Source organism: Streptacidiphilus albus JL83 (assembly GCF_000744705.1).
GTDB lineage: Bacteria > Actinomycetota > Actinomycetes > Streptomycetales > Streptomycetaceae > Streptacidiphilus > Streptacidiphilus albus.
The window spans coordinates 2,361,069-2,387,500 of record NZ_JQML01000001.1 but is presented as its reverse complement, the minus strand read 5'-3'; the positions used below and the strand labels follow the sequence as shown (position 1 = coordinate 2,387,500).

Genomic DNA, 26,432 nt, shown 5'->3' with positions numbered 1-26,432 from the left:
GTATGCGCATCGTGGTGGCCGAGGACACCGCCATCCTCCGGGCCGGACTGGTCCAACTGCTGGAGGACGAGGGCCACGAGGTGGTCGCCGCCGTCGCCGACGCCGAGCTGCTGAGGGCGGCCGTCGCGGAGCACGGACCGGACATCGTGGTCTCCGACATCCGGATGCCGCCGACCCACACCGACGAGGGCCTGCGGGCCGCGATCGAGCTGCGGGAACGGCAGCCCGGGCTGCCGGTGCTGATCTTCTCCCAGTACGTGGAGACCCAGTACGCCGGTCGGCTGCTGGCCGGGAACGCGGCCGGTGTCGGCTACCTGCTGAAGGAGCGGGTGCTGGACGCCCGCGACTTCCTGGACGCGCTGGAACGGGTCGCGGCCGGCGGCACCGCACTGGACCCGGAGGTGGTCGGCCAGCTGGTCGGCGCCAGCCCCAGCCGCAGCACGGTGGACGCGCTGAGCCCGCGCGAGCGCGAGGTGCTGGGACTGATGGCGGAGGGCCGCTCCAACGCGGCCATCGCCGGGCTGCTGGTGGTCACCGAGCGGGCGGTGGAGAAGCACGTGGCCAACATCTTCCTGAAGCTGCAGCTCCCGGTCGACGCCGCGGACCACCGGCGGGTGCTGGCGGTGCTGCGCTACCTGGGCTGAGCGGCTACCCGGAGTGAGCGTCCGCTCACCCGTTCGGGCGGCAGCGGCTCGCCGCCCCCCGGAGGGCGTGTGAGCGTGGTCACACGATCCACGAACACCTCCGGAGGACTTCCGTGTCGACCCCGCTGCTCCGCAACTCCCTCGCCGCCGGGACGCTGGCCGTCTCGCTGCTGGTGGTCCCGGCCTGCTCCAGCAAGTCCAGCAACTCCGCCACCGACATGAGCGCCGCCACCAGCAGTGCCTCGCCGACCAGCAGCGCCGAGGCGGTGAAGTTCGCCAAGACCAAGTTCGTGGCCAATGCGAGCCTCGCGGCCGGCGCCTTCTACCAGTGGCTCTACAAGCCCTTCAAGGCGGGGACGTTCAAGAGCGGCGCCAAGGGCCGGACGCTCGCGCTGGTCAAGGGCGGTCTGGCCGGGGCGTTCACCTACAACCGGCTCTCGGCCGCACTGACCGACGCCAAGGGCGACCCGACCCTGTCCAAGGCGACGGGCGCGCTGTCGGCGAGCGTGGCGAGCCTCAAGGGGCTGGCGAGCAAGGTGCGCGGCGGCACCGCGACCGACGCCGACTTCAACCAGGGCAACAACGTGATCAACAGCATCAAGAGCGCCGGCGCGGCGAACGGGGCGACCGTCACCGACAACGTCCCCTCGGCCGGGCAGCTGACCCAGATGGTCAGCAGCTGAGCGCAGCCGCAGCCGCGGTCAGTCGCTCACGAAGACGTAGCGCCAGCGCCGCCGGCCGTCGGGCCCGTGCGAGGCCTCGCGGCGGTAGACGACCACCCGGACCGGCCCGCCCTCCGGGGCGGGCAGCTCGACCAGGTACTCCGCCGGAACCCGCTCGGCGAGGTTCACCGCGACCGGCCGTACCCGGCCGTCCCACGGTCCCCCGACGAACTCGGTCCTCACCTGTCGCATGCGGTCAGTTTCGCACTTCCGCGACCCGCGCTCATCACACCTCCGACACACCCGTATCCTGCTCTGTACGCACCCCGGTAACCCCGGTGCGCGTACAGAGGCGAGAGGGGCTCGATGGAATCCGCGGGCAGGCTGAGCAACTGGTGGCGCAGACGGTCCGGCACGGACGCCGAGACGGTCGCCACGGCCGACGCGGAGCAGCGCGCCTCGCGGCTGGAGGGACTCCTCGCCGTGACCCGGGCTGGGTTCCCGGTCGCCCCGGCCGCGCACCCGGTCGACTACCGATGTTCCTGCGACCGGATGGGCTGTCCCGCCCCGGCGCAGCACCCGCTGTCCTTCGCCTGGCAGTCGATGGCCACCGTCGACGCCGAGCAGGTCGCCCGCTGGCTGTCGCGCGACCCGCTGGCCAACGCGGTCACCGCCACCGGCCGCGCCCACGACGTGCTGGACGTCCCGGCTGAGGCCGGCCGGCTGGCGCTGGAGCGGATGGACGAGCTCGGGGTGGTACCCGGGCCGGTCGCCGCCGTCGGCGAGGACCGGTACCTCTTCTTCACCACGACCCGGTCCAGCCTGGACGAGGACGAGTGGTGGACCTCCGAGCTGGACACCGACCCGGAGAACCTGACCGAGCACCCCGGCATCCGCTGGCACACCCGGGGCAGCTACGTGCTGGTGCCGCCGTCCCGGCTGACCGACGGCTCGTCGGTGACCTGGGTGCGCGGCCCGGAGCAGCAGCTGCCGGACCCGCTGCGGGTGCTGGACCTGCTCGCCGACGCGTGCACCGCGGTCGGCGCGGTGTCGGTCGGCGAGCACTGGTTCATCGGCTAGCGGACGTCCGGGCGGTGGGCGTCAGGGCAGGGTCAGGATCTCGGTGCCGGTCTCGGTGACCACCATCGTGTGCTCGAACTGGGCGGTCCGCTTGCGGTCCTTGGTGACCACGGTCCAACCGTCGGCCCAGATGTCGTGCTGGTAGGTGCCGAGGGTCAGCATCGGCTCGATGGTGAAGGTCATCCCCGGCTTGATCACCGTGGTCGCGTGCGGGCTGTCGTAGTGCGGCACGATCAGGCCGGAGTGGAACGACGTGTTGATCCCGTGCCCGGTGAAGTCCCGCACCACGCCGTAGCCGAAGCGCTTGGCGTAGGACTCGATGACCCGGCCGATGACGTTGATCTGCCGTCCGGGCCGCACCGCCGCGATGCCGCGCCGGGTGGCCTCCCTGGTGCGCTCCACCAGCAGCTTCGACTCCTCGTCGACATCGCCGACCAGGTAGGTCGCGTTGAGGTCGCCGTGCACCCCGTGGATGAACGCGGTGACGTCGAGGTTCACGATGTCGCCGTCCTGGAGCACGGTCGAGTCCGGGATGCCGTGGCAGATCACCTCGTTGACGGAGGTGCAGATGGACTTCGGGAAGCCCCGGTAGCCGAGGTCCGAGGGGTAGGCGTCGTGGTCGCACATGTACTCGTGGGCGATCCGGTCGAGCTCGTCGGTGGTCACCCCGGGCGCGATCGCGGCGGCGGCGGCGTCCATGGCGCGGGCGGCGATCCGCCCGGCGATCCGCATCTTCTCGATCGTCTCGGCCGACTGCACCTCGGGGCCGGTGTAGGGGCTGGGCGCCTTGCGGCCGACGTACTCCGGGCGCGGGATGCGGGCGGGGACGCTGCGGGTGGGCGACAGGGTGCCGGGAACCAGGGGAGCCATGGACCTCAGTCTAACGATCGTGGTCGAGGCGTGCGGGGAGCGGTCCGGGGCAGCATCCTGAGGGAGACCGGCGCGGTCGACCGAGGAACCGCGCGGCCGATCGACCGAGGGAGAACGACGCGATGACGGACAGCAGTGGGTCGAGCGACGACCAGTGGTACTACTGCCTCAAGCACAAGACCGCCGAGCAGGGCATGGTCTGCCCGGCCCGGAACCGGCTCGGTCCGTACGCGACCCAGGCCGAGGCCGAGCGCGCGCTGGAGACCGCGCGCGAGCGCAACGAGTCCTGGGACAACGACCCCCGCTGGAAGTGACGGTCCCACGGGTGAGCCCCGGCCGCCGGGCCGAAGTGCGGCGGTTCGGGTGCGCACCGGTCGGGGCGCCTGCCCGGAGCGGGGAGGTTCCCGTCCAACTGGACAAACCCGGCATGGCCTTGGCGCTGGGCCGTCGGACGTGCCAGGGTGGCCCAAGCAACTGACTCGTGCACGGAGCCGTGCGGTCGGGCAAGGACGGGCGTGGGGGCACACGGGTGGCGGACGGCGTGACGGGTGGGACAGGTGGACGGCGGCCGGACGGTCTCCGACTGCGCGGCGCGGCACCGTTGCTGGGCCTGGCCCTCGCCGTCGGACTGGCCCTGGCGGCGCTCTGCCTGCACGCCACCTCCGCGGTGCCGGTCTTCGGCGAAGGACCGCTGGCCCACGAGTGGCTGCTGTTCGCGATCTTCGCCTTCGTCGCGGGCATACCCACGGTGATGACCTACCGCTCCCGGCAGGACGAGCGCCCGCGGATGACCGCCCGCGAGGACCGGATCACCGCGGTCGTCGTCTTCGGCACGCTCGCCCTGATCGGCGCGACCGTGATCAGCCTGGCGGTCATCGGCAGCGGACTGCCGAGCAAGCCGGAGCAGCCGCCGACGCCGCCCCAGCCGGTGGCGAGCCGTCCGCCCGGTATCCCGGTGCCGAACAACGGTGTCCCGCAGGGAAACAACCACGCGCCGAACACCATGGAACTGCTGCCGATCCTGCGCATCCTGCTGATCGTGTTCCTCGCCGGAATCCTGATCATGGGGGTGTTCCTGTTCGCCCGGCGGTTCCGGATCCTCAACCGGTCCGTCCTGGTCGCCTCCTCGGCGCCGGCCGCCGCCGAGACGGACGACGTCCGGCTCGCCGAGGCGGTCAGCGCCGGACGGACCGCCCTCCAGGGCGACGACACCCGGGCCGCAGTGATCGCCTGCTACGCCGCCATGGAGACCTCGCTCACCGCCAACGGTGTGGGCCGGCACGCCTCGGACAGCCCGTCGGACCTGCTGGCCCGCGCGGCCGGGGCCGGACTGCTGACCGGCCCGGCCCCGGAGGCGCTGGCCGACCTCTTCCGCGAGGCCCGCTACTCCACCCACCCGATGGGGCGCGACCAGCTGGAACGGGCCCGGGGCGCGCTGGACGCGATCGGCGCGCTGCTGGCCGGGCGCCGCGCCGAGGCCGAGGAACAGGCGGCGGCCTGGTCGGCCGAGGTCGACCGCCCGGACGCCCCCGCCGACGCCCCGGTGGACGCTTCGGCCGGCGCCGGGCAGCGGACGGTGACCCGGTGAACCCGCGCCGCGTCCCGCAGATGGGCATCGTCCGGGAGGCGCTGACCGTCCTGGTCAGCGCCGCCGTCGGCGCCGAGGTGATGCTGGCCCTGGTCGGCGGGCTCCCGGCGGCGGCGACCGGCGCCGGCGTACTGGCGGCGGCGGCCCTGGCCGGGGCCAGGTACGTGGCCGGCGCGGACGCCGTGGACAGCAACTACCGGCGGAAGGTCCAGCTGGTCAAGAGCCGCGAACCCACCCTGCGCTACTGGGACGCCGCGGTCGAGGACGCCCGCGAGTCGCTGCTCGGCTACGAACTGCACCTCAGGCCGCTGCTGCAGCGGCTCTACGGGGCGCGGCTGGCCGAACGGCACGGCATCTCGATCCACACCGACCCGGTCCGCGCCGCCGCACTGGTCGGCCCGGAGCTGTGGCCGTGGATCGACCCGGCCCGGCCCCGGCTCGGCACCGACGCGGCGGGCGGGGCGGTCAGCGTCGACCCGGCGCTGCGCCGACCGCTGCCGGACCGGCTGATCATCGCCCTGGTCGAGCGGCTGGAGGCGCTGTGACCCAGCCGCCCGCCACCGCACCCCCCACCACCGCACCCCCTGGCACCGCACCCCCTGCCACCACACCAGCTGCCGCCGCGCCCCGCGACCATCCGCGGATCAGTCCTCCAAGGAGCACCGTGTCCCCCGTGAGCCAGCAGGACGCCACCGTCCTGACGCCCCAGCAGGCCGGCGTGCGCGCCCACGCCGTCCTCGACGAGGTCGAGCGCGCCGTCGTCGGCAAGCGCGCCGCGCTGGAACTGGTCATGCTCGGCGTCCTGGCCGGCGGCCACGTGCTGATCGAGGACCTGCCCGGACTCGGCAAGACGCTGCTCGCCCGGTCCTTCGCGACCGTGCTCGGCCTCGACTTCAGCCGCATCCAGTTCACCCCCGACCTGCTGCCCTCCGACGTCTCCGGTGCGCCGATCTACGACCAGCGCACCGGTGAGATGGTGTTCCGGCCCGGTCCGGTCTTCACCCACCTGCTGCTCGCCGACGAGATCAACCGGACGCCCCCGAAGACCCAGGCCGCGCTGCTGGAGGCGATGGCCGAGGCCCAGGTCAGCGTCGACGGCGTGACCCGGGCGCTGCCCTCGCCGTTCGTGGTCATCGCGACCGACAACCCGATCGAGTACGAGGGCACCTACACCCTGCCCGAGGCCCAGCTCGACCGCTTCCTGCTGCGGGTGCGGATGGGCTACCTGCCGGTCGCCGACGAGGCCGCGATGCTGCGCCGCCGGCTGGACCGGGCCGCGCCCGAGGCGGTGCTCAGCGCCCACACCGACCCGGCCGAGGTGCTGGCGATGCGCGCCAGCCTGGAGCGGGTGGAGATCGACGACGACCTGGTCGACTACATCGTCGCGCTGATCGACGCCACCCGGAAGCACGCCCAGATCCAGGTCGGGGCCTCGCCGCGCGGCGGCCTCGCCCTGGTCCAACTGGCGCGCGCCCGCGCGGTGATGGCCGCCCGCGACTATGTCACCCCGGAGGACGTCAAGGCCGTCGCGGTGCCCGCGCTGGCGCACCGGATCAGCCTCCGCCCCGAGCTCTGGGTCCGTCGGATCAGCTCCGACGACGTGATAGCGGGGCTGGTCGACAGCGTCCCGACGCCGCGCACCACCCCCCGCACGGCATGACCGGCCCCGCCCCGGAGCGCCGGTCGGTGGCCGCCGCCCGGGCGCGCCGGTCCGGCAGCACCGCCCCGCCCGCGCCGGAGGTGCTGCGGGCACTCGGCAGCGATGGCCGGCAGGCCGACGACGCCGAGGCCCCGAGCCTCCGGCCGACCGAGTGGCGGGCCGCGCCGCGCACCCTGCGGCTGGCCAGCCTGACCGCGCTGGCCGTGCTGCTGGCGCTGGTGACCGGCCAGCCGTGGCTGCTCGCGCTGGCCGCGGGTCCGCTGGTGCTGCTGGTGGTCGCCGCCACCGACGACGCCCAGCCGCAGCGGGTCCGGGTGGTGGCGGACGTGCCCTCGCGCCGCTGCTTCGAGGGCGAGCGGGTGGTCGTCACCGTCACCGCCGTCTTCGACGGCGTCGTCGGCTGGGTCGACCCCGGGGTCTCGCTCGGCCCCGGCACCGACCTGGTCTCGGTGGACGTGGACGGGCCCGTGGTCACCCTCGGCTACACCGCCCGCCGCTGGGGCCGCTGGACGCTGGGCGTGGTCGACCTCGACCTCTACGACGCGGGCGGCCTCACCCGGCGCACCGTCCGGGCCGACCTCGGCGAGATAGAGGTCTTCCCGATGCCGGCCGACGGCAGCTTCACCCCGATCCCGGTCCGGCTGCCGGACCGGCTCGGCGAGCACACCGCCCGGCAGACCGGCGAGGGCATCGAGGTCGTCGGCGTCCGCCCGCACGTCTGGGGCGAGCGGCAGCGCCGGATCCACTGGGCCGCCACCACCCGGCGCGGCAGCATCCAGGTCAACCAGTTCGCGGCCGAGCGCGCCGCCGACGCGGTGGTGCTGCTGGACGCCTTCTGCGACATCGCAGGCCCGGAGCCGGTCGGCAGGTCCAGCCTGGACGAGTCGCTGCGGGTCGCCGCCGGACTGGTCCGCACCTATCTGCACAGCCACGACCGGGTCGGCATCGTCTCGGTCGGCGGCAGGCTCAACTGGCTCCAGCCGGGCACCGGCGACGCCCACTTCTACCGGCTGGTGCAGGCGGTCCTGGACGTCCGCCGCGACCTGACCTTCTCCACCCCGGACCTGAACCGGCTGCCCCCGCCGGCCATCCCCAACAGCGCCCTGGTCTACGCGGTGACCTCGCTCGCCGACCCGCGGATCATGGACGTCCTCGGCGGTCTGGCGGAACGCGGCAACCCGGTGGTGATCGTGGAGATCCCGATCGCCGACCCGCGGGTCAACCCCAACGACAGCATCCAGGAGCTCGCCCTGCGGCTGTGGCGGCTGGACCGCCAGGCGCTGCGCTACAGCCTGGTCGACAAGGGCATCCCGGTCGTCCCCTGGGAGGGCGAGACCCTCGACCTCTCGCTCGCCCCGCTGCTGCGGACCCGGATCCAAGGGAGAGTCAGTTGACCGCCCCGGCGCCCGCGCCCGTCCCCGCGCCCGTCCCCGCGCCCGTCCCCGCGCCCGGCCCTGCCGTTCCGCCGCCGCCGACCGCGCCCGGCGGCGCCACGCCCGAGGCCGACCTCTGGGCGAGCCCACGCCCGGCCGACGACCTCGCCTGGCCGATGCGGTTGCTGGGCTGCCTGATCGCCGTCGCCGTCTCCGACCCGACGGCCTGGTTCGCCGGCAGCGCGCTCCGGCTGCTGCTGCCGCTGTGCGCGCTGGCCGCGGCCTATGTCGCCGCGCCCCCGCTCTCGGCCCGGCCGACGGGCGGCGACTTCCGCTGGCGGATCCAGCTGCTCCGGCACCGCAACACCGCGTTCGTGCTCGGCAGCGTGCTGGTGGCCGCCGTGAACCGGCCGCCCGGCTGGCTCGCCGCGGTCGACACCGCACTGCTGCTCGGCTACCTGCTGCTGCTGGACGGCGTGGTGGCCGGCCCGCCCGGCGCGCGGCTGCTGCGCCGCCCGCGAGTGCTGCTGGCCGCCGTCGGCGCGAGCGCGCTGGTGCTGGCCGCGGCGCTGCTCCCGGTCCACGGCGGCGGCGCCTGGGCCCGGCTGCTGGCCGCGCTGGCCCTGATCGCGGCGGTGGCCACGGCCGCGACCGTGCTCCGGCTGCGCCGCACCGACCCCCGCCGCTGACGCCGGATCAGCCCACCGGCTGCGCCGCCCCGGCCGGCGCGGGTTCGGCCCCGGCCGGCTCGGGCGCGGCCCCGGCCGTCGCCCCGGCGCGGTGGGCGCGGAGGGCGAGGGCGTGCGGGTCGGTGCGGGCGTCGTAGCGCATCAGCGCCGGCAGCGAGACCGCCAGCGCGCCGACCGCCGCCACGCAGGCCAGGCCGCCGACCCAGATCGAGCCGCGCACGCCGATCAGCGAGGCGGTGCCGCCGGCCCGGACCTGGCCCAGCTGCGGACCCGCCGAGTAGCTCAGCAGCTCGACCCCGGCCAGCCGTCCGCGCAGCTCGTCCGGGATGCTGCCGTTCCACATGGTCGACCGGAACAGCCCGCTGACCATGTCGGCGCCGCCGGCCGCCGCCAGGCAGAGCAGCACCAGCCAGACATCGCCGCTGAGCCCGGCCCCGGCGATGGCCGCGCCCCAGCCCATGGCCGCCCAGACCACCATCCGCCCGTGCCGGTGCACCCGCGAGGCCCAGCGGCTGGTCAGCGTCACCACCAGCGCGCCGACCGCGAAGGAGCCGTACATCAGCCCCAACGACCAGTCCGCGTGGAGCCGGTCGGCGAGGAAGGGGAAGAGCGCGGTCGGCATGGCGAAGAACATCGCGGCCAGGTCCACCGCGTAGGTGCCGAGCAGTTCGGGACGGCTGCGGGCGTAGCGCAGCCCGTCGAGGATCGCCCGGACCGAGGGCTTCTCGGCCCCGGCGGAGGGCGGCACCGGACGCAGCCGGTACATCAGCAGCACGGACGCCACGAACGTCGCCGCGTCCAGCCCGTAGGCCACGGACACGCCGGCGGTGGTGGCGATCAGCCCGGCCAGGGCCGGGCTGGCGATGGCGCCGACGTTCCAGCGCAGCGAGTTGAGCGAGGCGGCGGCGGTCAGCTGGTCGTGCGGGACGATCTGCTGGGTCATCGCGTCCAGCGAGGGACGCTGGATCGCGCCGAAGGCCGAGCTGAGCGCGGCTATCGCGTAGAGCGGCCAGACCATCGGGTGCGGCAGCAGCGCGTTGGCCAGCAGCAGCACCGCGCAGACGCCCTGGGCGACCTCGTTGTAGAGGACCAGCCGCCGCCGGTCCAGCGCGTCGGCGAGCGCCCCGCCCCAGAGCCCGCAGACGATCAGCGGCACCAGTTCGACCGCACCGATCAGCCCGACCGCGAGCGAGGAGCCGGTCAGCTGCTTGAGCTGGAGCGGGACCGCGACCAGGGTGAGGTAGCTGCCGACGATGGTGATCGCGCCGGAGCTCCAGAGCAGCCGGAAGTCGCGGGAGCTGTGCCAGGGCGACAGGTCCACGCTGAGCTGGGAGGCGAGGCGGCGAATCCGCGATCTTCGGGAGGCAGGGGCGTTCGGGGTCACGATGCCCGATCCTCACCCGGGCGCCGCCCGTCCGGCAAATGGATTTCCGCTGCTCCCACGTGTGCCCCGCCGCTGCTCCCGCCGGTGTTCCGCCACTGCACCGCCGCTGCGGCCGACCGGTCCGGCGCGGGTGTGATGCCGGACGCATCGCCTGACGGTGCGACGGATGCGAGGATGCGCGCATGAGTGCAACCGATGACGGCGCCGCCGCCCCCGCCCCCGTATCCGCTTCCGCCGCCGCCCCCGGCGCCACCCGCAGCCCGTACGAACTGCCGGACGTCTCCGGCCTGGTGGTCGGTGTCCTGGGCGGCACCGGACCGCAGGGCCGGGGCCTCGCCTACCGGCTCGCCAAGGCCGGCCAGCGGGTCGTGATCGGCTCCCGCAGCGCCGAGCGCGCCCAGGAGAAGGCCGAGGAGCTGGGCTTCGGCGTGCGCGGCGCGGACAACGCCACCACGGCGGCGGAGAGCGACATCGTGATCGTGGCCGTCCCCTGGGAGGGCCACGCCGAGCTGCTCGCCTCGCTGCGCGCCGAGCTGGCCGGCAAGATCGTCGTCGACTGCGTCAACCCGCTGGGCTTCGACAAGCAGGGCGCCTACGCGCTGAAGCCGGAGGAGGGCAGTGCCGCCCAGCAGGCCGCCGCGCTGCTCCCGGACTCCCGGGTGACCGCCGCCTTCCACCACCTCTCGGCGGTGCTGCTGCTGGACCAGGGCGTCGAGGAGGTCGACATCGACGTGCTGGTGCTCGGCGAGGAGCGGGCGGCCACCGACGCCGTCCAGGCCCTGGCCGAGCGGGTGCCCGGGATGCGCGGCGTGTTCGCCGGGCGGCTGCGCAACGCCCACCAGGTGGAGTCGCTGGTGGCCAACCTGATCTCGGTCAACCGCCGCTACAAGGCCCACGCCGGGCTGCGGATCACCGACGTCTGAGACCCGCCGACATCCGGGACGGCGACGGGGACCCCTGCGCGGTTCCGGGCGGGGCGTCGGCGACAATGGTGCACGGCCGGACCGGTGGTTCGGCCGCGCACCGCCCCGCCCCGCCCGGTCCGTCCCTGGAGTCCTGAGATGCCCCGCTTCGCCCTGCTTGCGTTCACCCTGGCCGCGCTGGCGCTGGTCGCCGCCGTGGTGTCGGTCCTGGCCGGGTTCTGGCTCGGACTGGGCTGGGTGCTGCTGGCGGGCCTGTCCAGCAACATCGGCTGGGTCCAGTGGCGCCGCAGCCGGGTCTGAGCGCCCGCCACCCGACACCCGCCGTGTCGCCCGCAGTTCGGCCTCAGTGGCCGAAGATGCTGCCGAGGTTGAAGTTGAAGAAGTGGAACAGGCCGGAGCCGGCGCTGGCGTACACGTCGGAGTGGCCGAACCAGCCGAGGATCACGTAGATCACGTCGTTGAAGAACCAGCCGCCGATGGTCGGGTTCCACAGCAGCAGGAAGATGATCATCATCCCGTACGGGGCCAGGTTGGCGAACGCGCGCCGGTTCTCGTAGGAGAGCCAGGGCTCGACGATCCCGTAGCCGTCCAGGCCCGGCATCGGCACCAGGTTCAGGACGGTCGCCATCACCTGGAGCAGCGCCAGGTAGCCCAGGGCGCTGAAGAAGTAGCCGTGACCGGTGTTCAGGGGGTCGCTGAGGCTCAGCGGCAGCAGCAGGACCAGGGCGAACACCGCGTTGGTCAGCGGTCCGGCTGCCGAGATCAGGCTGTGCTTCCACTTGCCCTGGATCCGGCCCCGCTCGATGAACACCGCTCCGCCCGGCAGCGCGATCCCGCCGAGGATGATGAACACCAGCGGCATCACGAAGCTGTAGATCGGGTGGGTGTACTTCAGCGGGTTCAGGGTGAGGTAGCCCTTGGTCCCCACCGAGATGTCCCCGCTGTGCAGGGCCGTCCGCGCGTGGGCGTACTCGTGCAGGCAGAGCGAGACCAGCCAGCCGGCCACCACGAAGATGAAGACCCCGACCCGGGGGCTGCTGCCCCAGTTCGCCCACAGCGCGTAGCCGGACGCGGCCATGACGGCGAGCAGGACCAGGAAGATCGTGCTGATCCGCCGCTCGGAGTGCGGGTGGTGGTGGCTGAAGGTCATGGTGACTGGGCTCCGGAGACTCGGTGGGTGCCGATCATCCCGCCCCGGCTCCCCCCGGGACAAGCGCCGCCAGGCGGCTACCCGCTGAACGCAGCCCGCCGACCTCCGGTTCCGGCGGGCTCGGGGCCGTACCCGGTGCCGCCCCGGATGGTGGCGGCACCTCTCCGGTCGGGAGTCCGGCGCAGGGCGGCCGGGCCCGACGGGGGCGCCGGACAGATGCGCGCCGCTGCGCCGTTCAGGGGAATGCGCCATTCAGGGGCAATCCCGCGCCGACCGGACGGCCGCGCGGGTGGTTGTTGGTACAGGGAGAGCAAAGTCCGCATCCGGCCCTTCGGGGCCCTGCTCCCGAACGAGGTGGCATGGGCGTCATCAAAGACCATCCCGAACTGGCCCTCTTCCTGTGCCTGTCGGCCGGGTACCTGGTGGGCAAGCTGCGGGTCGGTCCGATCACCCTCGGCGGCATCTGCGGGACCCTCATCGTGTCCCTGCTGCTGGGCACCCAGCACATCAAGGTGTCCGACGACGTCAAGACGGTCTTCTTCGCCCTCTTCATCTTCTCGCTCGGCTACCTGGCGGGCCCGCAGTTCTTCAACAACCTCAACCGGAAGAGCCTCAAGTTCTTCACCCTCTGCCTGATCGAACTGGTGTGCGTGCTCGGCATCGCCTACGGCGCGGCCAAGATCTTCAACCTCGATGTGGGCACCGCCTCCGGGATCCTCGCCGGAGCGGCCACCGAGTCGGCCGTGGTCGGCACCGCGACCGAGGCCATCGCCAAGCTGCCGGGACTGACCGCGGATCAGATCACCACCTATCAGGGGCATGTGGCCACGGCCTACACCGTCTGCTACCTGTTCGGCCTGATCACCATCGTGCTCTACACCAGCCAGATCATGCCGATGATGCTGCGGATCAACCTGCGCGACGCCTCCCGCGACCTGTGGGAGAAGATGCGCGGCAGCGGCGACGGGGCGATCGGCTCGGACGAGCGTGAGGCGCTGCCGGGCCTGGTCGGCCGGACCTACCACGTGGTCCAGGGGAAGGGCCGCAGCGTGGCCGAGCTGCGCTCGGCGATGGGCGCCGGGGCCACCGTCGAGTCGGTCTCCAGCGGCGGCAAGGTGCTCAGCCCGCCGCCCGAGGACCTGGTCCTCGGCAGCAGGGACACCGTGCTGCTGGTCGGCCGGCGCGACGCGGTGATCGACGCCGGCGCGCTGGTCGGCCCGGAGACCGCCGCCATCCCCGGCATGGACGGCCCGCTGGCCACCGCCCAACTGGTGGTCACCCAGCGCTCCGTCGACGGCCGGAGCCTGGGCGACCTGCGCGGGGAGCACCCGGAGTTCACGGACAACGGTGTCTTCGTCACCGACGTGCTCCGCAACGACCAGGACTTCCCGGCCACCTCGGACACCGTGATCCACCGGGGGGACGTGCTCACCGTGGCCGGGTCCCGGTCCGGGGTCTCCAAGGTGGTCGCCAGGATCGGCACCGTCGCCAGGAACAGCAGCACCGACTTCGTCTACCTCGGCCTCGGCATCGTCTGCGGCTCGCTGCTCGGCCAGGTCGTCATCCACGCCGGCGACATCCCGCTCTCGCTGGGCACCGGCGGCGGCTGCCTGATCTCCGGCCTGATCTTCGGCTGGTTCCGCTCGCGCCGGCAGACCTTCGGCGCGTTCCCGCCCCAGGCCGCCACCACGCTCAAGGACATGGGCCTGGCGATCTTCATCGCCTGCACCGGTCTGGCCTCCGGCAGCGAGGCCGGACCGCTGCTCAGGCAGTACGGGGCACTGCTCCCGGTCTCCGGGATCCTGATGGTGCTGGTACCGGCCACCATCTCGCTGGTGGTCGGCCGGTCGCTGCTGAAGATCGAGAAACCGCTGCTCATCGGCGCCATCGCCGGCCAGCAGTGCTCCACCCCGGCCATCACCTCGATCACCCAGGTCGCCCAGAGCTCGGTGCCGATGCTCGGCTACACCATCACCTACACCCTCTCCAACTTCCTGCTGCCGCTGACCGGGCCGGTCCTGGTCGGCGTACTGGGCTCCTGACCGCAGCCCCACCAGCCACCGCACCCACCGAGGACGGACATGCCCAAGTCGACCTTCACCCGAGAGCAGATCCGCTCGTACGCGCAGCTGAGCCCGTTCGAGCTGAAGAACGTCTTCATCGACCTGGCCGAGAAGGCGGCGGCCACCAGCCACCAGGGCAAGTCCGCCGTCCAGATGCTCAACGCCGGCCGCGGCAACCCCAACTGGGTGGCCACCGGTCCGCGCGAGGCGTTCTACGCCCTCGGCTACTTCTCGGTGGAGGAGTCGCGCCGGGTCTGGACCGCCGACGACCTGGGCGGCATGCCCGCCCCGGCCGGCAGCGGCGAGCGCTTCGACGCCTTCGTCCGCCGCCACCCGGACCTGCCCGGGATCGAGCTGCTCCAGTCCTGCGTCGAGCACGCGCTGGAGCGCTTCGGTTTCGACAAGGACACCTTCGTCCACGAGCTGGCCGACGCCGCCATCGCCGACAACTACCCGGTGCCGGACCGGATCCTGACCTGCACCGAGCAGGTCATCCGCGGCTACCTGGCGGACGAGATGTTCAACGGGCAGCCGCCGGCCGGGAACCTCGGCCTGTTCGCCACCGAGGGCGGCACGGCGGCGATGTGCTACATCTTCGACTCGCTGATGCAGAACGGGCTGCTGCGGCGGGGCGACCGGATCGCGCTGATGGTCCCGGTGTTCACCCCGTACATCGAGATCCCGGAGCTGGACGCCTACGGCTTCGACATCACCTACGTCCAGGCCGGCTCCTTCGCCGAGCAGGGGGTGCGGGAGTGGCGCTACCCGAAGGAGGAGGTGGCCAAGCTGGAGGACCCGTCGATCAGGATGGTCTGCCTGGTCAACCCCTCCAACCCGCCGTCGCTCGCGCTCAGCCCCCGGGTCGCCGAGCAGCTCAGGGACATCGTCGCGAACCAGAACCCGGGCCTGATCCTGGTCACCGACGACGTCTACGGCACCTTCGTCGAGGACTTCCGCTCGATCGCCACCGACCTGCCCCGCAACACCCTGCTGGTGTACTCCTACTCCAAGCACTACGGGGTGACCGGCTGGCGGCTCGGCGTGATCGGACTGAACGACGACAACGTGATCGACGAGAAGATCGCCGCGCTGCCGCAGTCCGAGAAGGACCGGCTGGCCAAGCGCTACCGCAGGCTCTCGCTGGACCCGGAGAAGATCAGGTTCATCGACCGGCTGGTCGCCGACTCCCGCCAGGTCGCGCTCAACCACACCGCCGGACTGTCCACCCCGCAGCAGGTGATGATGGTGCTGCTCTCGCTCTTCGACATGCTGGAGGAGGGCCAGGAGTACAAGGAGCTGATCCGGACCATCGTCCACCGGCGGCTGGACCTGCTGCTGGAGGGCGCCGCCATGAAGATCGCGGACGACCCGCTGCGGGCCGGCTACTACGTGGAGCTCGACCTGCTGGCCGAGGCCGAGCGGGTGCACGGCCAGGGCTTCGCGGACTACTTGAAGGCCACCTACGAGCCGGTCGACCCGCTGTTCCGGCTCGCTGAGCAGACCGGCGTGGTGCTGCTGAACGGCGGCGGCTTCGACGGCCCCGAGTGGTCGGTCCGGGCCTCGCTGGCCAACCTGAACGACCTCGACTACCTCAAGATCGGGCACCACCTCCGCGACATCTTCAACGACTACGTCGCCGAGTGGCGGGCCGCGGGCAAGTGACCCCGGCCGGCCCGCACCGCCGCCCGGCGGCGCGGGCCGGCGCCCTCCGGCCGACCCGTTCCCGCTCTCCCGCTCCCGCTCCCGCTCTCCAGCTCCCGCTCCGGCGGGCCGGCGGACCGGAACACCGAGCCCGGAAGGGGGCGGTACGCGCCGCGCTCAGCCCCCGGCCAGCCGCCGGTCGATGCTGGTGAGCAGCGCGCGCAGCGCGGCGACGTCGTCCTTGTCGGCGACCTGGTCCCCGGGGCGGAGGTGGACCAGCAGCCGGCCGCCGGGTTCCAGCACCACCAGTTCGGCCTCGGCGATGCCGTCGCCGCCCTGGACGCTGACCGCCACGTCCAGGGCGCCCGGGCTCACCCCCTGGCGGCGGAGGGTCCGCTCGTCGTAGCGCCCGTCCCGGACCAGGACCGTCGCGGTGCCCTCGGTCAGCCGGGAGAACCAGCCCCAGCGGGCGGCCTGGCGGACCAGCACCGCGTCGGTGAACAGCAGCACCGCCGCCCCGAACAGTCCGCCGACGAGCGAGTTGTCGTTGCCGATGACGGCGTTCTGCACCACGTTCGACAGCAGCATCATCACCACCAGGTCGAACGTGTTGAGCTGGGCCAGCCCGCGCTTGCCGACCAGCCGGAGCAGGACCAGCAGGGCCAGGTAGACCAGCACGGTGCGGATCGCCTTCTCCGCGTAAGGGATCCCGGAGCTGAACATGTCGTGCCACACCCGGTGCAGCCTAGGCCCGGTCCGGCCGATCGGACGGCCGCCGCTCCGGCGGCGGGTGATCGCTGTGCGGTTCCGGTACCGAGCAGTCATGCACGACAATGACCGGGTGCAGTACGGCATCCTCGGGACCACGCAGGCGATCCGCGACGACGGCACCCCGGTACCGCTGGCCGGGGCGCGGCTGCGCGCGCTGCTCGCGGCGTTGGCCCTGCGGGCCGGCCGGGCGGTCCCGGCCTGGGCGCTGATCGACGAGGTGTGGGCCGAGGAGCCACCGGGCGACCCGCAGGACGCGCTGCAGACGCTGGTCGCCCGGCTGCGCCGCGCGCTCGGCGCGGACCAGGTGCTCTCCGCGCCCGAAGGCTACCGGCTCGCCTCCGCCGACACCGACCTGCGGCGCTTCGAGACGCTGGCCGCGCAGGAGGGCGCCGAGGCCGCCGCGCTGGCGCTGTGGCGCGGGCCCGCGCTCGCGGACCTGCCCTCGCGCGCGGACGCCGCCGCCCGCTGCGAGGCGCAGCGGGACGCCGTCCGCCGTCGGCTGCTCGCCGCCGAGCTGGCCCGCGGCCGTACCGGGACGGTGCTGGAGGAGCTGGCCGCACTGGTCGAACTCCAGCCGCTGGACGAGGCCTTGCAGGCGCTGCGGCTGCGGGCGCTGCAGGCCGCCGGGCGGACGGCGGAGGCGCTGCTCGGGTACGAGGAGTTCCGCCGCCGGCTCGCCGAGGAGCTCGGCGCCGACCCGGGCGCCGAGCTGCGGGCCGTCCACGCGGAGCTGCTGGCGCCGTCGGGCGCGGCGGCCGGGGCGCGTGGCGGGGCGCAGGCTGTCGGGGCGCGGGCCGGGGCGCAGGACGCGCCGTCGGCTCCGAAGCCCCGGGGCGACGGCCCCGTGCGGACCAATATCCGTCCCCGGCTGACCAGCTTCGTCGGGCGGGACGCCGAACTGGCCGCGCTCCGGGCGGAGCTGCCGCGCCGACGGCTGCTCACCCTCACCGGCCCCGGCGGCAGCGGGAAGACCCGGCTGGCGGAGGAGAGCGCCGCGAGCCGTCCCGCCGACTCCTGCCCGGACGGCGTCTGGCTGGTCGAACTGGCCCCGCTGGACGACCCGTCGGCCCTTCCGGACGCCGTCCTCAGCGCCCTGGGGCTGCGCGCGACCGCCCTCCACGTCACCGGGAAGACCGACACCATCGTCGCCGTGGCCGAGGTGGAGCAGCCGCTCGACCGGCTGCTCGACCACTGCGCATCGCGTCGGCTGCTGATCGTCCTGGACAACTGCGAGCACCTGGTCCAGGCGGCCGCGGAACTCGTCGAGCAGCTGATCATGGCCTGCCCGGGGGTGAGCGTACTGGCCACCAGCCGGGAGCCGCTGGGCGTGCCCGGCGAGGCCCTGGTCCCGGTCGAGCCGCTGCCCGACCCGGCCGCGCTGCGGCTGCTCGCGGAGCGCGGCGCGGTCGACCCGGAACAGGACCCGGTGGCCTGCACCGAGATCTGCCGCCGGTTGGACGGCCTGCCGCTCGCCATCGAGCTGGCGGCGGCCCGGCTGCGGGCGATGACGCCGCGTCAGCTCGCGGACCGGCTGGACGCCCGCTTCGAGCTGCTCACCGGCGGCAGCCGCACCCATCTGCCCCGGCAGCAGACGCTGCGGGCGGTCGTCGACTGGAGCTGGGAGCTGCTGGACAAGCCGGAGCGGCTGCTGCTGGCCCGGCTGCAGGTCTTCGCCGGCGGTTGGACACTGGAGGCGGCCGAGCAGGTCTGCGCCGACGAGCAGCTGCCGCACCCGGACATCGCCCCGCTGCTGGCCTCGCTGGTCGACAAGTCCCTGGTCCAGGTCGCCCTGGACGCCGCCGTCCCGCGCTACCGGATGCTGGAGACCATCCACGAGTACGCGGAGCAGCGGTTCCAGGAAGCGGCGGACGGTTCACAGCTGACAGATCGCCATATCCGTCACTACCGCGAACTCGCCCGCACCACCGATCCGCTGCTGCGCGGGGCAGGCCAGCTCGCGGCCCTGGACCGGCTGGAGCTGGAACACGACAACCTGAGGGCGGCGCTGCGCCGCGCCGTCGCCACCGGGGACGAGCAGGAGGCGAGCAGCCTGCTGCTCTCGCTCTGCTGGTTCTGGCAGCTGCGCGGCTACGAGGCGGAGGCGACCCAGTGGACCGCCGCCGTCATGGCGCTCGGTCCCGGCGACGCGCTCGCCGCCGAGTCGGGGCCGCCGACCCCGCTGCCGGAGGGGCCGCTGGACCTGGCCCCGCCCTGGCCCGCGCCGGTGCTGGCGGAGGCCCGCCGGGCGGTGGAGTTCTGCTACTACCTGCTGGGGCAGTCCGAGGGGCTGATGGCCCCGACCGAGGAGAGCCGACAGTACGGCCGGCAGATTCTCGCCGCCTACCCGCCGGAGCTGCCGCAGTCCGCGCGGCTGCCCGGGCTGCTCCGGGTCTACTCGGTGATCTTCACCGGCGACTTCGAGGCGATGGGCCGGTCCGTCGACGAACTGGTCGACTGCTGCCGGGCCTTCGGCCGCCCCTGGGAGCTGGCCTACGCGCTGCAGATGAGGTGCAAGTTCTCCAACGACCAGGTCGGCGGCCTGGAACGGGCCCGGGCCGACGTCCAGGAGAGCCTGGACGTGTTCACCCGGCTCGGCGACAGCTGGGGCATGGCCGAGGCACTGGCCGGCCAGGCCGAGACCGCGGCCTTCACCGGTGACTTCGCCCTGGCCGTCGCCGCCTCCCGCCGCGCGGTCGAACTGGCCCGCAGCGTCGGCGCCCTCCAGGACCTGCCGATGCTGCTGGTCCGCCTCGGCGACTCGCTGCTGGGCCTCGGCGAGTTCGAGGAGGGGGAGCGACAGCTCCGGGCCGGGGTGGCCGCCGCGGCCGGCACCGCCCCCCGCACCCAGGGCGCCGCCTTCTACGGCAGTACCGTGCTCTCCCTGCTGGCGGCGCGCGAGGGCCGCCTGCAGGAGGCCCGGGCCCTGCTGGAACCGCTCCGGGACAACCTCGCGGTGTCCGGCATGGGCGCCATGCTCGTCGGCATGGTCGAGGCCGTCCTCGGCCGACTGGACGCGGTCGAGGGCCGTCCCCACGACGGGCTGCGGCGGATGCGGGCCGGGCTGAAGTCCATGGACGGCAATGTCATGAGCGAGCTGGTCGGTGCGCAGCTGGCCCTGCAACTGGCGCCGACGGCCGCCGCGATCCTGTTCGAGTGCGCCCGCGCCGACGCCTCCGGCCGCTCGCCGGAGGGGGCGGGGGAGGCGGCGGGTGAGGGGCCGGGGCGTCGGCGTCGGCGCGCGAGCCGGGACCGGCCTGGCGGGCAGCGGCGCTGCTCGGCGCCGCCGGCCGGCAGCTCGCCCGCGACGCCAGCCACCACCTGGAGCGGGAGTCGCTGGCGGAGACCGTCGCCGGGCTGCGTGAGCTGCTCGGCGAGCAGGCCTACGCCGCAGCCCGCGCCGAGGGGGAGTCCCTGGACACGGCTGCGGTCGCGGCCCTGCTGCGCGACGCCTGAGGCGGGCTCAGGTCCGCTTCTTGTACTTCGCCACCGCCAGCGGGGCGAACACCGCCGTCAGCCCGACCGTCCAGGCCAGCACCTCCAGCGCGGGGTGCAGCACCGGGCCGCCGTTGATCAGCGCCCGGCTGGAGTCGGCCAGCGCGGACAGCGGGTTGACCCGGGTGAAGGCGTGCAGCCAGCCCGGCATGGTGCTGGTCGGGGCGAAGGTCGAGCTGCCGAACTGCAGCGGCATGGTGATCAGCATGCCGATCCCCTGCACGGCCTGGGCGTTCTTCAGCGACATCCCGAGCAGCATCGACACCCACACCATCGCCGAGCCGAAGGCCAGGGCCAGCCCCAGCGCGGCCAGCAGCTGCACCGGGCCGGTGTGGATCCGCATCCCCAGGATCATCGCGAAGGGCACCAGCACCAGCAGCGATATCAGCGAGCGGACGCACTCCGCCAGCAGCTTCGCGATCAGCACGGAGCTGCGCCCGATCGGCAGGCTGCGGAACCGGTCCATCACCCCGGTGCCGAAGTCCTGGTTCAGCCCGGTGCCCACGGCCATCGCCAGGTTGAGCCCGATCTGCCCGAGCATCCCCGGCACCATGTACTGGATGTAGTCGCTCTGGCTGCCGGAGATCGCGCCGCCGAAGACGTAGACGAAGATCAGGGTGAACAGGATCGGCATCAGCAGGACGTCCAGCATGGACTCCGGGTCGGCCTTGATCCGCATCAGGTTGCGGCGGGTCAGCGCCGCGATGTGGTGCAGCGAGGCGCCGAGGCTGATCCGCTGGTCCTCGGTCCTGCGGAGCTCGTCCGCCAGGGTCGGCGGCGCCGTCATCACGCTCATGCCACGCTCTCCATCTGCTCGCTGGTGCTGGTGGTGGGAACTGCGCCGACCGGCGCCCCGGCGGTCCCGACCGGGACATCCGGGAGCCCGGTGATCGCCAGGAAGACCTCGTCCAGGCTCGGCATCCGGGTCTCGATCGCGGCGATGCCGAAGCCGCCGGCGCCCAGCGTCGCGATCACGGCGGTGAGCTGCTCCTCGCCGATCACCGGCAGGGTCAGCAGGCCCGACTCCCGGTCGGCGGACGCGCCGTACCGGGCCAGGCAGCCGACCATCTCGTCCAGCTGCTCCGGCCGTGCCGGACGGACCGTCAGGGTCTGCCCGCCGACCTGGCGCTTCAGCTCCTCCACCCCGCCGTCGGCGATCACCCGGCCGTGGTCGAAGACGGTCAGGTCCTCGGCCAGCTGCTCCGCCTCCTCCATGTACTGGGTGGTCAGCAGCACCGTCGAACCCTCGTGGACCATCCGGCGGACCTCCTGCCAGACCTCGTTCCTGGTGCGCGGGTCGAGCCCGGTGGTCGGCTCGTCCAGGAACAGCACCCGGGGCCGGCCGGTCATCGACGCGGCCAGGTCGAGCCGGCGGCGCATCCCGCCGGAGTAGGTCTTCGCCGGACGCCTGGCGGCCTCGGTCAGCGAGAAGCGCTCCAGCAGTTCGGTCGCCCTGGCCTTGGCGCCCTTGGGCGACAGGTCCAGCAGCCGGCCGATCAGGTAGAGGTTCTCGTAGCCGGACAGCAGCTCGTCGACCGAGGCGTACTGGCCGGTCAGCCCGATCGTCCGGCGCAGCTGCCGGGGCTGCCGGAGCACGTCCCAGCCGCCGACGAGGGCGGTGCCCGCGTCCGGCTTCACCAGGGTGGACAGGATCCGGACGAGCGTGGTCTTGCCCGCCCCGTTCGGCCCCAGCACCCCTCTGACGGTGCCCTCACGCACCGTCAGGTCGACCCCGTCCAGGGCCTTGGTCTCCCCGTAGTACTTCGCCAGCCCCCGTACCTCGACGGCGGGGGTGCTTCCTGCGCTCGATGTCATGCCCCCACTGTCGCGAGCCGCCCCGTCACCGCCCCGTCGTGCGTCCGTCAGCGGTTCCGTCAGCGGTTCCGTCACGGAGGCCCGGCCTCCGTCAGCGTGCCGACGGGGACCGGGCCTCGGTGGGAAGGTCAGTGGAAGGTGTGCTCCGGAGCCGGGAAGCTGCCGCCGATGACGTCGTCGCTGAACGCCCGGGCCGCGTCGCCGAGGGTGGCGCGGAGGTCGGCGTACTGCTTGACGAACTTCGGCACCCGGCCCGCGGTCATCCCGGCCATGTCCGTCCAGACCAGCACCTGGGCGTCGCAGTCGGGGCCCGCGCCGATGCCGACGGTCGGGATCTGCACCGAGGCGGTGACCTGCGTCGCCAGCTCGGCCGGTACGGCCTCCAGCACGACCGCGAAGGCGCCGGCCGCCGCGACCGTCTTGGCGTCCCGCAGCAGCTGGTGCGCGGCCTCGTCGCCGCGCCCCTGGACCGGGTAGCCGCCCAGGGCGTGGACGGACTGCGGGGTCAGCCCGAGGTGCGCCATGACCGGCACACCGGCCTGCACCAGCAGCTCGATGGCGTGGGCGGAGCGCTCGCCGCCCTCCAGCTTCACCGCGCCGACGCCGGCCTCCTTCATCAGCCGGGCGGCGTTGTGCAGGGCCTGGGCGGGGGACTCCTGGTAGGAGCCGAAGGGCAGGTCGGCGACGATCAGGGCGCGCTTGGTGCCGCGGACGACGGCGGCGGAGAGCATCACCATCTGATCCATGGTCACCGGGACGGTGGTCTCGTAGCCGAGGTGACAGTTGCCGGCCGAGTCGCCGACCAGCAGCACCGGGATCCCGGCGTCGTCGAAGACGGAGGCGGTGAGCGCGTCGTAGGCGGTGAGCATGGGCCAGCGCTCGCCGCGCTGCTTGGCGGTGGCCAGGTCGCGCACCGTCACCCGGCGGGTGGTGACGCCGCCGTAGAGGGAGGCGGCGGGCTTCTCCGCGGCGGGCTTCTCCGCGTCGGACGGTGCGAGGGCAGGCTGAAGCGAACCGTTCTGCATGGCAGTTCTCCTGTGTGGGTCGTCTCGTGGCGCCGCAGGGGCGTCCCCGGATTCCCCTCCATGCTGTCACGCCGGCCCACGCGCGCAAAGGGGCGGGCAGGCGTGTTCTGCGGCACGTGACCGTTGCCGAATCTTTACGATACGAGGACGTCTCGTATCGTAAAGACGGCTAGCATGTGGCCATGACCACCACTGCCCCCGCGCCGACGGCGCGCCGAGTCCCCGAGGCGGTCCACCGCCGCCGGTGGGCCGTCCTCGCGGTCCTGCTGTGCAGCCTGCTCGTCGTGGTGCTGGACAGCTCGATCCTCAACGTCGCGATGAAGACCATCGCCAGTCCCGCGCCCACCGGCCTCGGCGCCACCCAGAGCCAGCTGGAATGGGCGGTCAACGCCTACACCCTGGTCTTCGCCGGCCTGCTGTTCACGGCTGGCCTGCTCGGCGACCGGTTCGGCCGGAAGAAGGCCCTGCTGATCGGCATGGTGCTGTTCGGCGCGGGCTCGCTGCTCTGCTCCCTGGCCGACACCCCGGGCGAGCTCATCGCCTTCCGTGCGGCCATGGGCCTCGGCGGCGCCTTCGTGATGCCGGCCACGCTGGCGATCATCATGAACGTCTTCGAGCGCGAGGAGCAGCCGCGCGCCATCGGCATCTACTCCGGCGCGGTCGGGATGGCCATCGCCATCGGCCCGGTGGTCGGCGGCATCCTGCTGGCCCACTTCTGGTGGGGCTCGGTCTTCCTGGTGAACGTGCCGATCGTGGTGCTGGCCGTCGTCGCCATGGTCTGGCTGGTCCCCGACTCCCGTGACCCGAAGCCGGGCCGGCTCGACCCGACCGGGGTGCTGCTCTCGATACTCGGCCTGGTCGCGCTGATCTACGGGATCATCCAGGGCGGCCAGGACGCCGACTTCACCACCACCCACTGCTGGGTGCCGCTGCTCGGCGGGCTGGTGCTGCTCGGGCTCTTCGTCTGGCAGCAGCAGCGCGCCAGCCACCCGGTGCTCACCATCGCCTGGTTCCGCAACCGGCACTTCTCGGCCTCGGTGGTCGCCATCGGGCTGACCTTCTTCGCGCTGATGGGGGTGACCTTCTTCGGGGTCTTCTACATGCAGAGCATCCGCGGCTACAGCCCGCTGCAGGCGGGTCTGCTGCTGCTGCCGATGGCCGTCGGCCAGCTGCTGGTCTCGCCGCGCGCCCGGCACGCGGTGACCCGCTTCGGCGTCCGCGCCACCTGCACCGCCGGGATGCTGCTGATCGCGCTGGCCTTCGGCGGGTTCATGCTGCTGGGCCGGGAGACCGGGATCTGGGTGCTGGAGGTCCTGGCGTTCGTCCAGGGCGTCGGCATGGCCCTGGTCATGCCCCCGGCCACGGTGACCATCATGTCCAGCCTGCCGCGGGAGAAGGCCGGCTCCGGTTCGGCGGTCAGCAACACCTTCCGGCAGGTCGGCGGCTCGCTCGGGGTCGCCATCCTGGGCGCGGTGCTGTCCACCAGCTACCGCGACGGGATCCAGAACCGGCTGGGCGCGCTGCCCGCCGCGCTGCGGGCCCCGGCGGGCGAGTCCATCGAGGGGACGCTCGGCGTCGTCCAGCGGGTCGGCCCGCGGGCGGCGGGCCTGGTGGACCCGGCGAAGGACGCCTTCATGCACGCGATGCACGTGACCGCGTTCTCCGCCGGAGTGGTGGCGGTCATCGGCGCGATCGTGGCCGCGGCCTTCCTGCCGGGCCGGGTCGGCGCGCCGGGCGCCGCCCCCGGGGCCGGCCCCGCCACCGGTCCGGGCGCCGCCCCCGCCGCCGCCCCGGGCGCCGAAGCAGTGCCGGAGACGGCAGGATAGACAGCATGATCAGCGAGGCGGACGAACAGACAGCAGCCGGTCCGGCGGCGGGGAGCGCCCGGCGGGCGCTCCGTGCCCCGCCGGGCCCCGCCGGGGTCGCCCCCGCAGCGAGGCGGCCGAACAGTCGATCATCGAGGCCGCGCTGGAACTGCTCACCCGGGGCAGCAGCCTGAACAACATCTCGATCGAGGGCATCGCCGCCCAGGCCGGCGTCGGCAAGGCGACCATCTACCGGCGCTGGCCCAACAAGGAGGAACTGCTCTTCGACGTCCTGGTGCGGGCCGAGCCGCCGGAGCCCGAGTACCGGGGCGGCACGGTGCGCGACACCCTGGTGGAGATTCTGGAGTACCTCCGCCAGTCCACCATGGCCCGGCGGGATCCGACCTCCTTCGCCGGCGCGGTGGCCGACCTGCGCTCGACGCCCGCCCTCTACGACCGCTACTGTGCCCAGGTCGTCGCCCCTCGCCGGGCCCGGCTGCGCCGACTGATCGAGGAGGGCGTGGCCAACGGCGAGATCCGCGGCGACGTGGACCCCGACCTGCTCGGCGAGCTGATCATCGGCCCCATGCTCTCCCGTGCCATGCTGCATCCGGACGCATCGCTCGACGATCCGGACCTGCCGGCCGTGATCGTCGACACAGTGCTCCAGGGCATCGCGCCGCGGACTGCCGGAACCTGACAGCCCGGCCCGCACGTCCTTCTCCTCATACGTTGACGACAGGGATGAGCAGGGCACATGGGGTACGACACGGCCCGAACCGAACCGCAGGCCGCAGCGAGCGACGCCGCCGGCAGACGGCGGATCCCCGGGGTCGGCGGCTGGGGGCGCGACCGACGGGGTCACAACACCTGGCGACGCGGCCTGCTGCCGGCCCTGTTCGCGCTGCTGCTCGCCTGCCTGCTGGCCTTCCACGCCGAGGTCCCCAACCGGTTCGGCAACTTCGGCAGCCTGCTGGAGAGTTTCCTGCCCTGGGTCGGCGTCGGCGTCCCGGTGCTGCTGGTGGCCGCCCTGGTCCGGCGCTCGGCGACGGCGCTGGCGGCGCTGATGGTGCCGGTGCTGCTCTGGGTCAACCTCTTCGGCGCGCTGCTGACCAGCAAGGGCGGCGGGTCGTACGACTTCACCGTGGTCCAGCACAATGTCTGGGCCTACAACAAGGACATCCCCGGCACCGTCAGGGTGCTGGAGGCGGCCGACCCGGACGTGATCTCACTGGTCGAGGTCACCGCGACGGCGCTGCCGGTCTACGAGCACGACCTGGCGGCGGAGTACCCCTACCGCGCGGTCGAGGGCACGGTCGGCCTCTGGTCCAAGGATCCGCTGGTCGACACCGCGCCGGTGGACATCAGGATCGGCTGGGTCCGGGCGCTGCGCACCGTGGTGGAGACGCCCCAGGGGAAGGTCGCCGTCTATGTGGCCCACCTGCCGTCCGTGCGGGTGAACTTCGACAACGGCTTCACCGCCAACCAGCGCGACGCCAGCGCCAACGCCCTCGGCCTGGCCCTGGCGGCGGAGACCCTGCCCCGGGTGATCCTGCTGGGCGACCTCAACGGGACCATGAACGACCGCAGCCTCGCCCCGGTCACCTCGCAGATGCGCTCGGCGCAGGGCTCGGCCGGCTCGGGCTTCGGCTTCAGCTATCCGGCGGAGTTCCCGATGACCCGGATCGACCAGATCATGACCCGGGGCGTCACCCCGACCCACGCCTGGACCCTGCCCCGCACCGGCAGCGACCACCTCCCGATCGCCGCCCACATCGAACTCTGAACCGCGGCGAG

At 73.2% G+C, this 26,432-nt stretch carries 24 protein-coding genes and 2 pseudogenes; 18 read left to right on the top strand and 8 right to left on the bottom strand.

Annotated elements, in window-relative coordinates; genetic code table 11:
* Positions 1–2 precede the first annotated feature (2 nt).
* Entirely contained in the window at positions 3–644 is a 642-nt protein-coding gene (locus tag BS75_RS10340; protein ID WP_034088013.1) for a response regulator, read from the top strand.
* 113 nt (positions 645–757) lie between these two features.
* Complete coding sequence (locus BS75_RS10335; RefSeq protein WP_034088012.1) at positions 758–1,327, top strand: hypothetical protein; 570 nt, start codon at positions 758–760, stop codon at positions 1,325–1,327.
* Positions 1,328–1,345: 18 nt separating this feature from the next.
* Here BS75_RS10335 and BS75_RS10330 read toward each other — a convergent pair whose 3' ends face one another.
* Positions 1,346–1,558 (bottom strand): hypothetical protein, encoded by a 213-nt coding sequence (locus tag BS75_RS10330; protein ID WP_034088011.1) that lies wholly within the window; start codon positions 1,556–1,558, stop codon positions 1,346–1,348.
* 114 nt (positions 1,559–1,672) lie between these two features.
* Between BS75_RS10330 and BS75_RS10325 the strand changes: the two genes are divergently transcribed.
* Complete coding sequence (locus BS75_RS10325) at positions 1,673–2,386, top strand: bifunctional DNA primase/polymerase (RefSeq protein WP_034088010.1); 714 nt, start codon at positions 1,673–1,675, stop codon at positions 2,384–2,386.
* A gap of 21 nt (positions 2,387–2,407) precedes the next feature.
* Here BS75_RS10325 and map read toward each other — a convergent pair whose 3' ends face one another.
* Positions 2,408–3,256 (bottom strand): type I methionyl aminopeptidase, encoded by an 849-nt coding sequence (map, locus tag BS75_RS10320; protein WP_034088009.1) that lies wholly within the window; start codon positions 3,254–3,256, stop codon positions 2,408–2,410.
* A gap of 122 nt (positions 3,257–3,378) precedes the next feature.
* Between map and BS75_RS10315 the strand changes: the two genes are divergently transcribed.
* From BS75_RS10315 to BS75_RS10290, 6 genes are all read left to right on the top strand, one after another.
* Positions 3,379–3,570, top strand: a complete 192-nt coding sequence (locus tag BS75_RS10315; protein WP_034088008.1) for a hypothetical protein — start codon at positions 3,379–3,381, stop codon at positions 3,568–3,570.
* A gap of 227 nt (positions 3,571–3,797) precedes the next feature.
* The gene (locus BS75_RS50160) at positions 3,798–4,844 is read left to right on the top strand and encodes a DUF4129 domain-containing protein (RefSeq protein ID WP_231607737.1); all 1,047 of its coding nucleotides are present in this window, start codon (positions 3,798–3,800) and stop codon (positions 4,842–4,844) included.
* Positions 4,841–5,389, top strand: a complete 549-nt coding sequence (locus BS75_RS10305; protein ID WP_034088007.1) for a hypothetical protein — start codon at positions 4,841–4,843, stop codon at positions 5,387–5,389. The genes BS75_RS50160 and BS75_RS10305 overlap by 4 nt, the downstream gene beginning before the upstream one ends.
* 119 nt (positions 5,390–5,508) lie before the next feature.
* The gene (locus BS75_RS10300) at positions 5,509–6,504 is read left to right on the top strand and encodes an AAA family ATPase (protein WP_408022525.1); all 996 of its coding nucleotides are present in this window, start codon (positions 5,509–5,511) and stop codon (positions 6,502–6,504) included.
* Positions 6,501–7,898, top strand: coding sequence for a DUF58 domain-containing protein (locus BS75_RS10295; protein ID WP_034088006.1), 1,398 nt, complete (start codon positions 6,501–6,503; stop codon positions 7,896–7,898). The genes BS75_RS10300 and BS75_RS10295 overlap by 4 nt, the downstream gene beginning before the upstream one ends.
* Positions 7,895–8,566 (top strand): hypothetical protein, encoded by a 672-nt coding sequence (locus tag BS75_RS10290; RefSeq protein WP_052069317.1) that lies wholly within the window; start codon positions 7,895–7,897, stop codon positions 8,564–8,566. The genes BS75_RS10295 and BS75_RS10290 overlap by 4 nt, the downstream gene beginning before the upstream one ends.
* A gap of 7 nt (positions 8,567–8,573) precedes the next feature.
* Here the strand turns inward: BS75_RS10290 and BS75_RS10285 are convergent, their stop codons facing one another.
* Positions 8,574–9,950 carry an MFS transporter gene (locus tag BS75_RS10285; RefSeq protein ID WP_081982226.1) on the bottom strand — a complete coding sequence of 459 codons (1,377 nt, stop codon included), beginning with the start codon at positions 9,948–9,950 and terminating at the stop codon, positions 8,574–8,576.
* A 182-nt stretch (positions 9,951–10,132) separates the two neighbouring features.
* On the opposite strand from BS75_RS10285, the gene npdG reads away from it, so the two are divergent.
* Together npdG and BS75_RS49200 are read left to right on the top strand one after the other, a co-directional pair.
* A complete protein-coding gene (gene npdG / locus BS75_RS10280) occupies positions 10,133–10,873 on the top strand; it encodes an NADPH-dependent F420 reductase (protein ID WP_034088005.1) in 741 nt (246 codons plus the stop codon).
* A gap of 138 nt (positions 10,874–11,011) precedes the next feature.
* Positions 11,012–11,173 carry a hypothetical protein gene (locus BS75_RS49200; RefSeq protein WP_169790797.1) on the top strand — a complete coding sequence of 54 codons (162 nt, stop codon included), beginning with the start codon at positions 11,012–11,014 and terminating at the stop codon, positions 11,171–11,173.
* A 43-nt stretch (positions 11,174–11,216) separates the two neighbouring features.
* Here the strand turns inward: BS75_RS49200 and BS75_RS10275 are convergent, their stop codons facing one another.
* Complete coding sequence (locus BS75_RS10275) at positions 11,217–12,023, bottom strand: site-2 protease family protein (RefSeq protein WP_034088004.1); 807 nt, start codon at positions 12,021–12,023, stop codon at positions 11,217–11,219.
* Between the two features lie 359 nt (positions 12,024–12,382).
* On the opposite strand from BS75_RS10275, the gene aspT reads away from it, so the two are divergent.
* On the top strand, positions 12,383–14,065 hold the full coding sequence (aspT, locus tag BS75_RS10270) for an aspartate-alanine antiporter (RefSeq protein ID WP_034088003.1): 1,683 nt from the start codon (positions 12,383–12,385) through the stop codon (positions 14,063–14,065).
* 39 nt (positions 14,066–14,104) lie between these two features.
* On the top strand, positions 14,105–15,748 hold the full coding sequence (locus BS75_RS10265) for a bifunctional aspartate transaminase/aspartate 4-decarboxylase (protein ID WP_034088002.1): 1,644 nt from the start codon (positions 14,105–14,107) through the stop codon (positions 15,746–15,748).
* 156 nt (positions 15,749–15,904) lie between these two features.
* On the opposite strand, the gene BS75_RS10260 is transcribed toward BS75_RS10265, so the two are convergent.
* On the bottom strand, positions 15,905–16,462 hold the full coding sequence (locus tag BS75_RS10260) for a DUF421 domain-containing protein (protein WP_034092761.1): 558 nt from the start codon (positions 16,460–16,462) through the stop codon (positions 15,905–15,907).
* Between BS75_RS10260 and BS75_RS50155 the strand changes: the two are divergent.
* Positions 16,449–17,711 (top strand): annotated as a pseudogene (locus tag BS75_RS50155) (BTAD domain-containing putative transcriptional regulator); the annotation flags it as partial. The gene BS75_RS10260 and the pseudogene BS75_RS50155 overlap by 14 nt on opposite strands.
* A gap of 2,247 nt (positions 17,712–19,958) precedes the next feature.
* On the opposite strand, the gene BS75_RS10245 reads toward BS75_RS50155, so the two are convergent.
* From BS75_RS10245 to panB, 3 genes are all read right to left on the bottom strand, one after another.
* Positions 19,959–20,786 carry an ABC transporter permease gene (locus BS75_RS10245; RefSeq protein ID WP_152646086.1) on the bottom strand — a complete coding sequence of 276 codons (828 nt, stop codon included), beginning with the start codon at positions 20,784–20,786 and terminating at the stop codon, positions 19,959–19,961.
* Positions 20,783–21,805, bottom strand: coding sequence for a daunorubicin resistance protein DrrA family ABC transporter ATP-binding protein (locus BS75_RS10240; protein WP_034087999.1), 1,023 nt, complete (start codon positions 21,803–21,805; stop codon positions 20,783–20,785). The genes BS75_RS10245 and BS75_RS10240 overlap by 4 nt, the downstream gene beginning before the upstream one ends.
* 128 nt (positions 21,806–21,933) lie before the next feature.
* Positions 21,934–22,830: a 3-methyl-2-oxobutanoate hydroxymethyltransferase gene (gene panB, locus BS75_RS10235; protein ID WP_034087998.1), complete on the bottom strand. Its 897-nt coding sequence runs from the start codon at positions 22,828–22,830 to the stop codon at positions 21,934–21,936.
* A gap of 182 nt (positions 22,831–23,012) precedes the next feature.
* On the opposite strand from panB, the gene BS75_RS10230 reads away from it, so the two are divergent.
* The 4 genes and pseudogenes from BS75_RS10230 to BS75_RS10220 all read left to right on the top strand — a co-directional run bounded on the left by BS75_RS10230 (position 23,013) and on the right by BS75_RS10220 (position 26,421).
* Positions 23,013–24,656 (top strand): MFS transporter, encoded by a 1,644-nt coding sequence (locus BS75_RS10230; RefSeq protein WP_034087997.1) that lies wholly within the window; start codon positions 23,013–23,015, stop codon positions 24,654–24,656.
* Positions 24,657–24,783: 127 nt separating this feature from the next.
* Positions 24,784–24,912, top strand: a pseudogene (locus BS75_RS51405) (helix-turn-helix domain-containing protein); the annotation flags it as partial.
* 18 nt (positions 24,913–24,930) lie between these two features.
* Positions 24,931–25,335 carry a TetR-like C-terminal domain-containing protein gene (locus BS75_RS10225; RefSeq protein ID WP_231607736.1) on the top strand — a complete coding sequence of 135 codons (405 nt, stop codon included), beginning with the start codon at positions 24,931–24,933 and terminating at the stop codon, positions 25,333–25,335.
* Positions 25,336–25,392: 57 nt separating this feature from the next.
* Positions 25,393–26,421, top strand: a complete 1,029-nt coding sequence (locus tag BS75_RS10220) for an endonuclease/exonuclease/phosphatase family protein (protein WP_052069316.1) — start codon at positions 25,393–25,395, stop codon at positions 26,419–26,421.
* Positions 26,422–26,432: the final 11 nt, after the last annotated feature.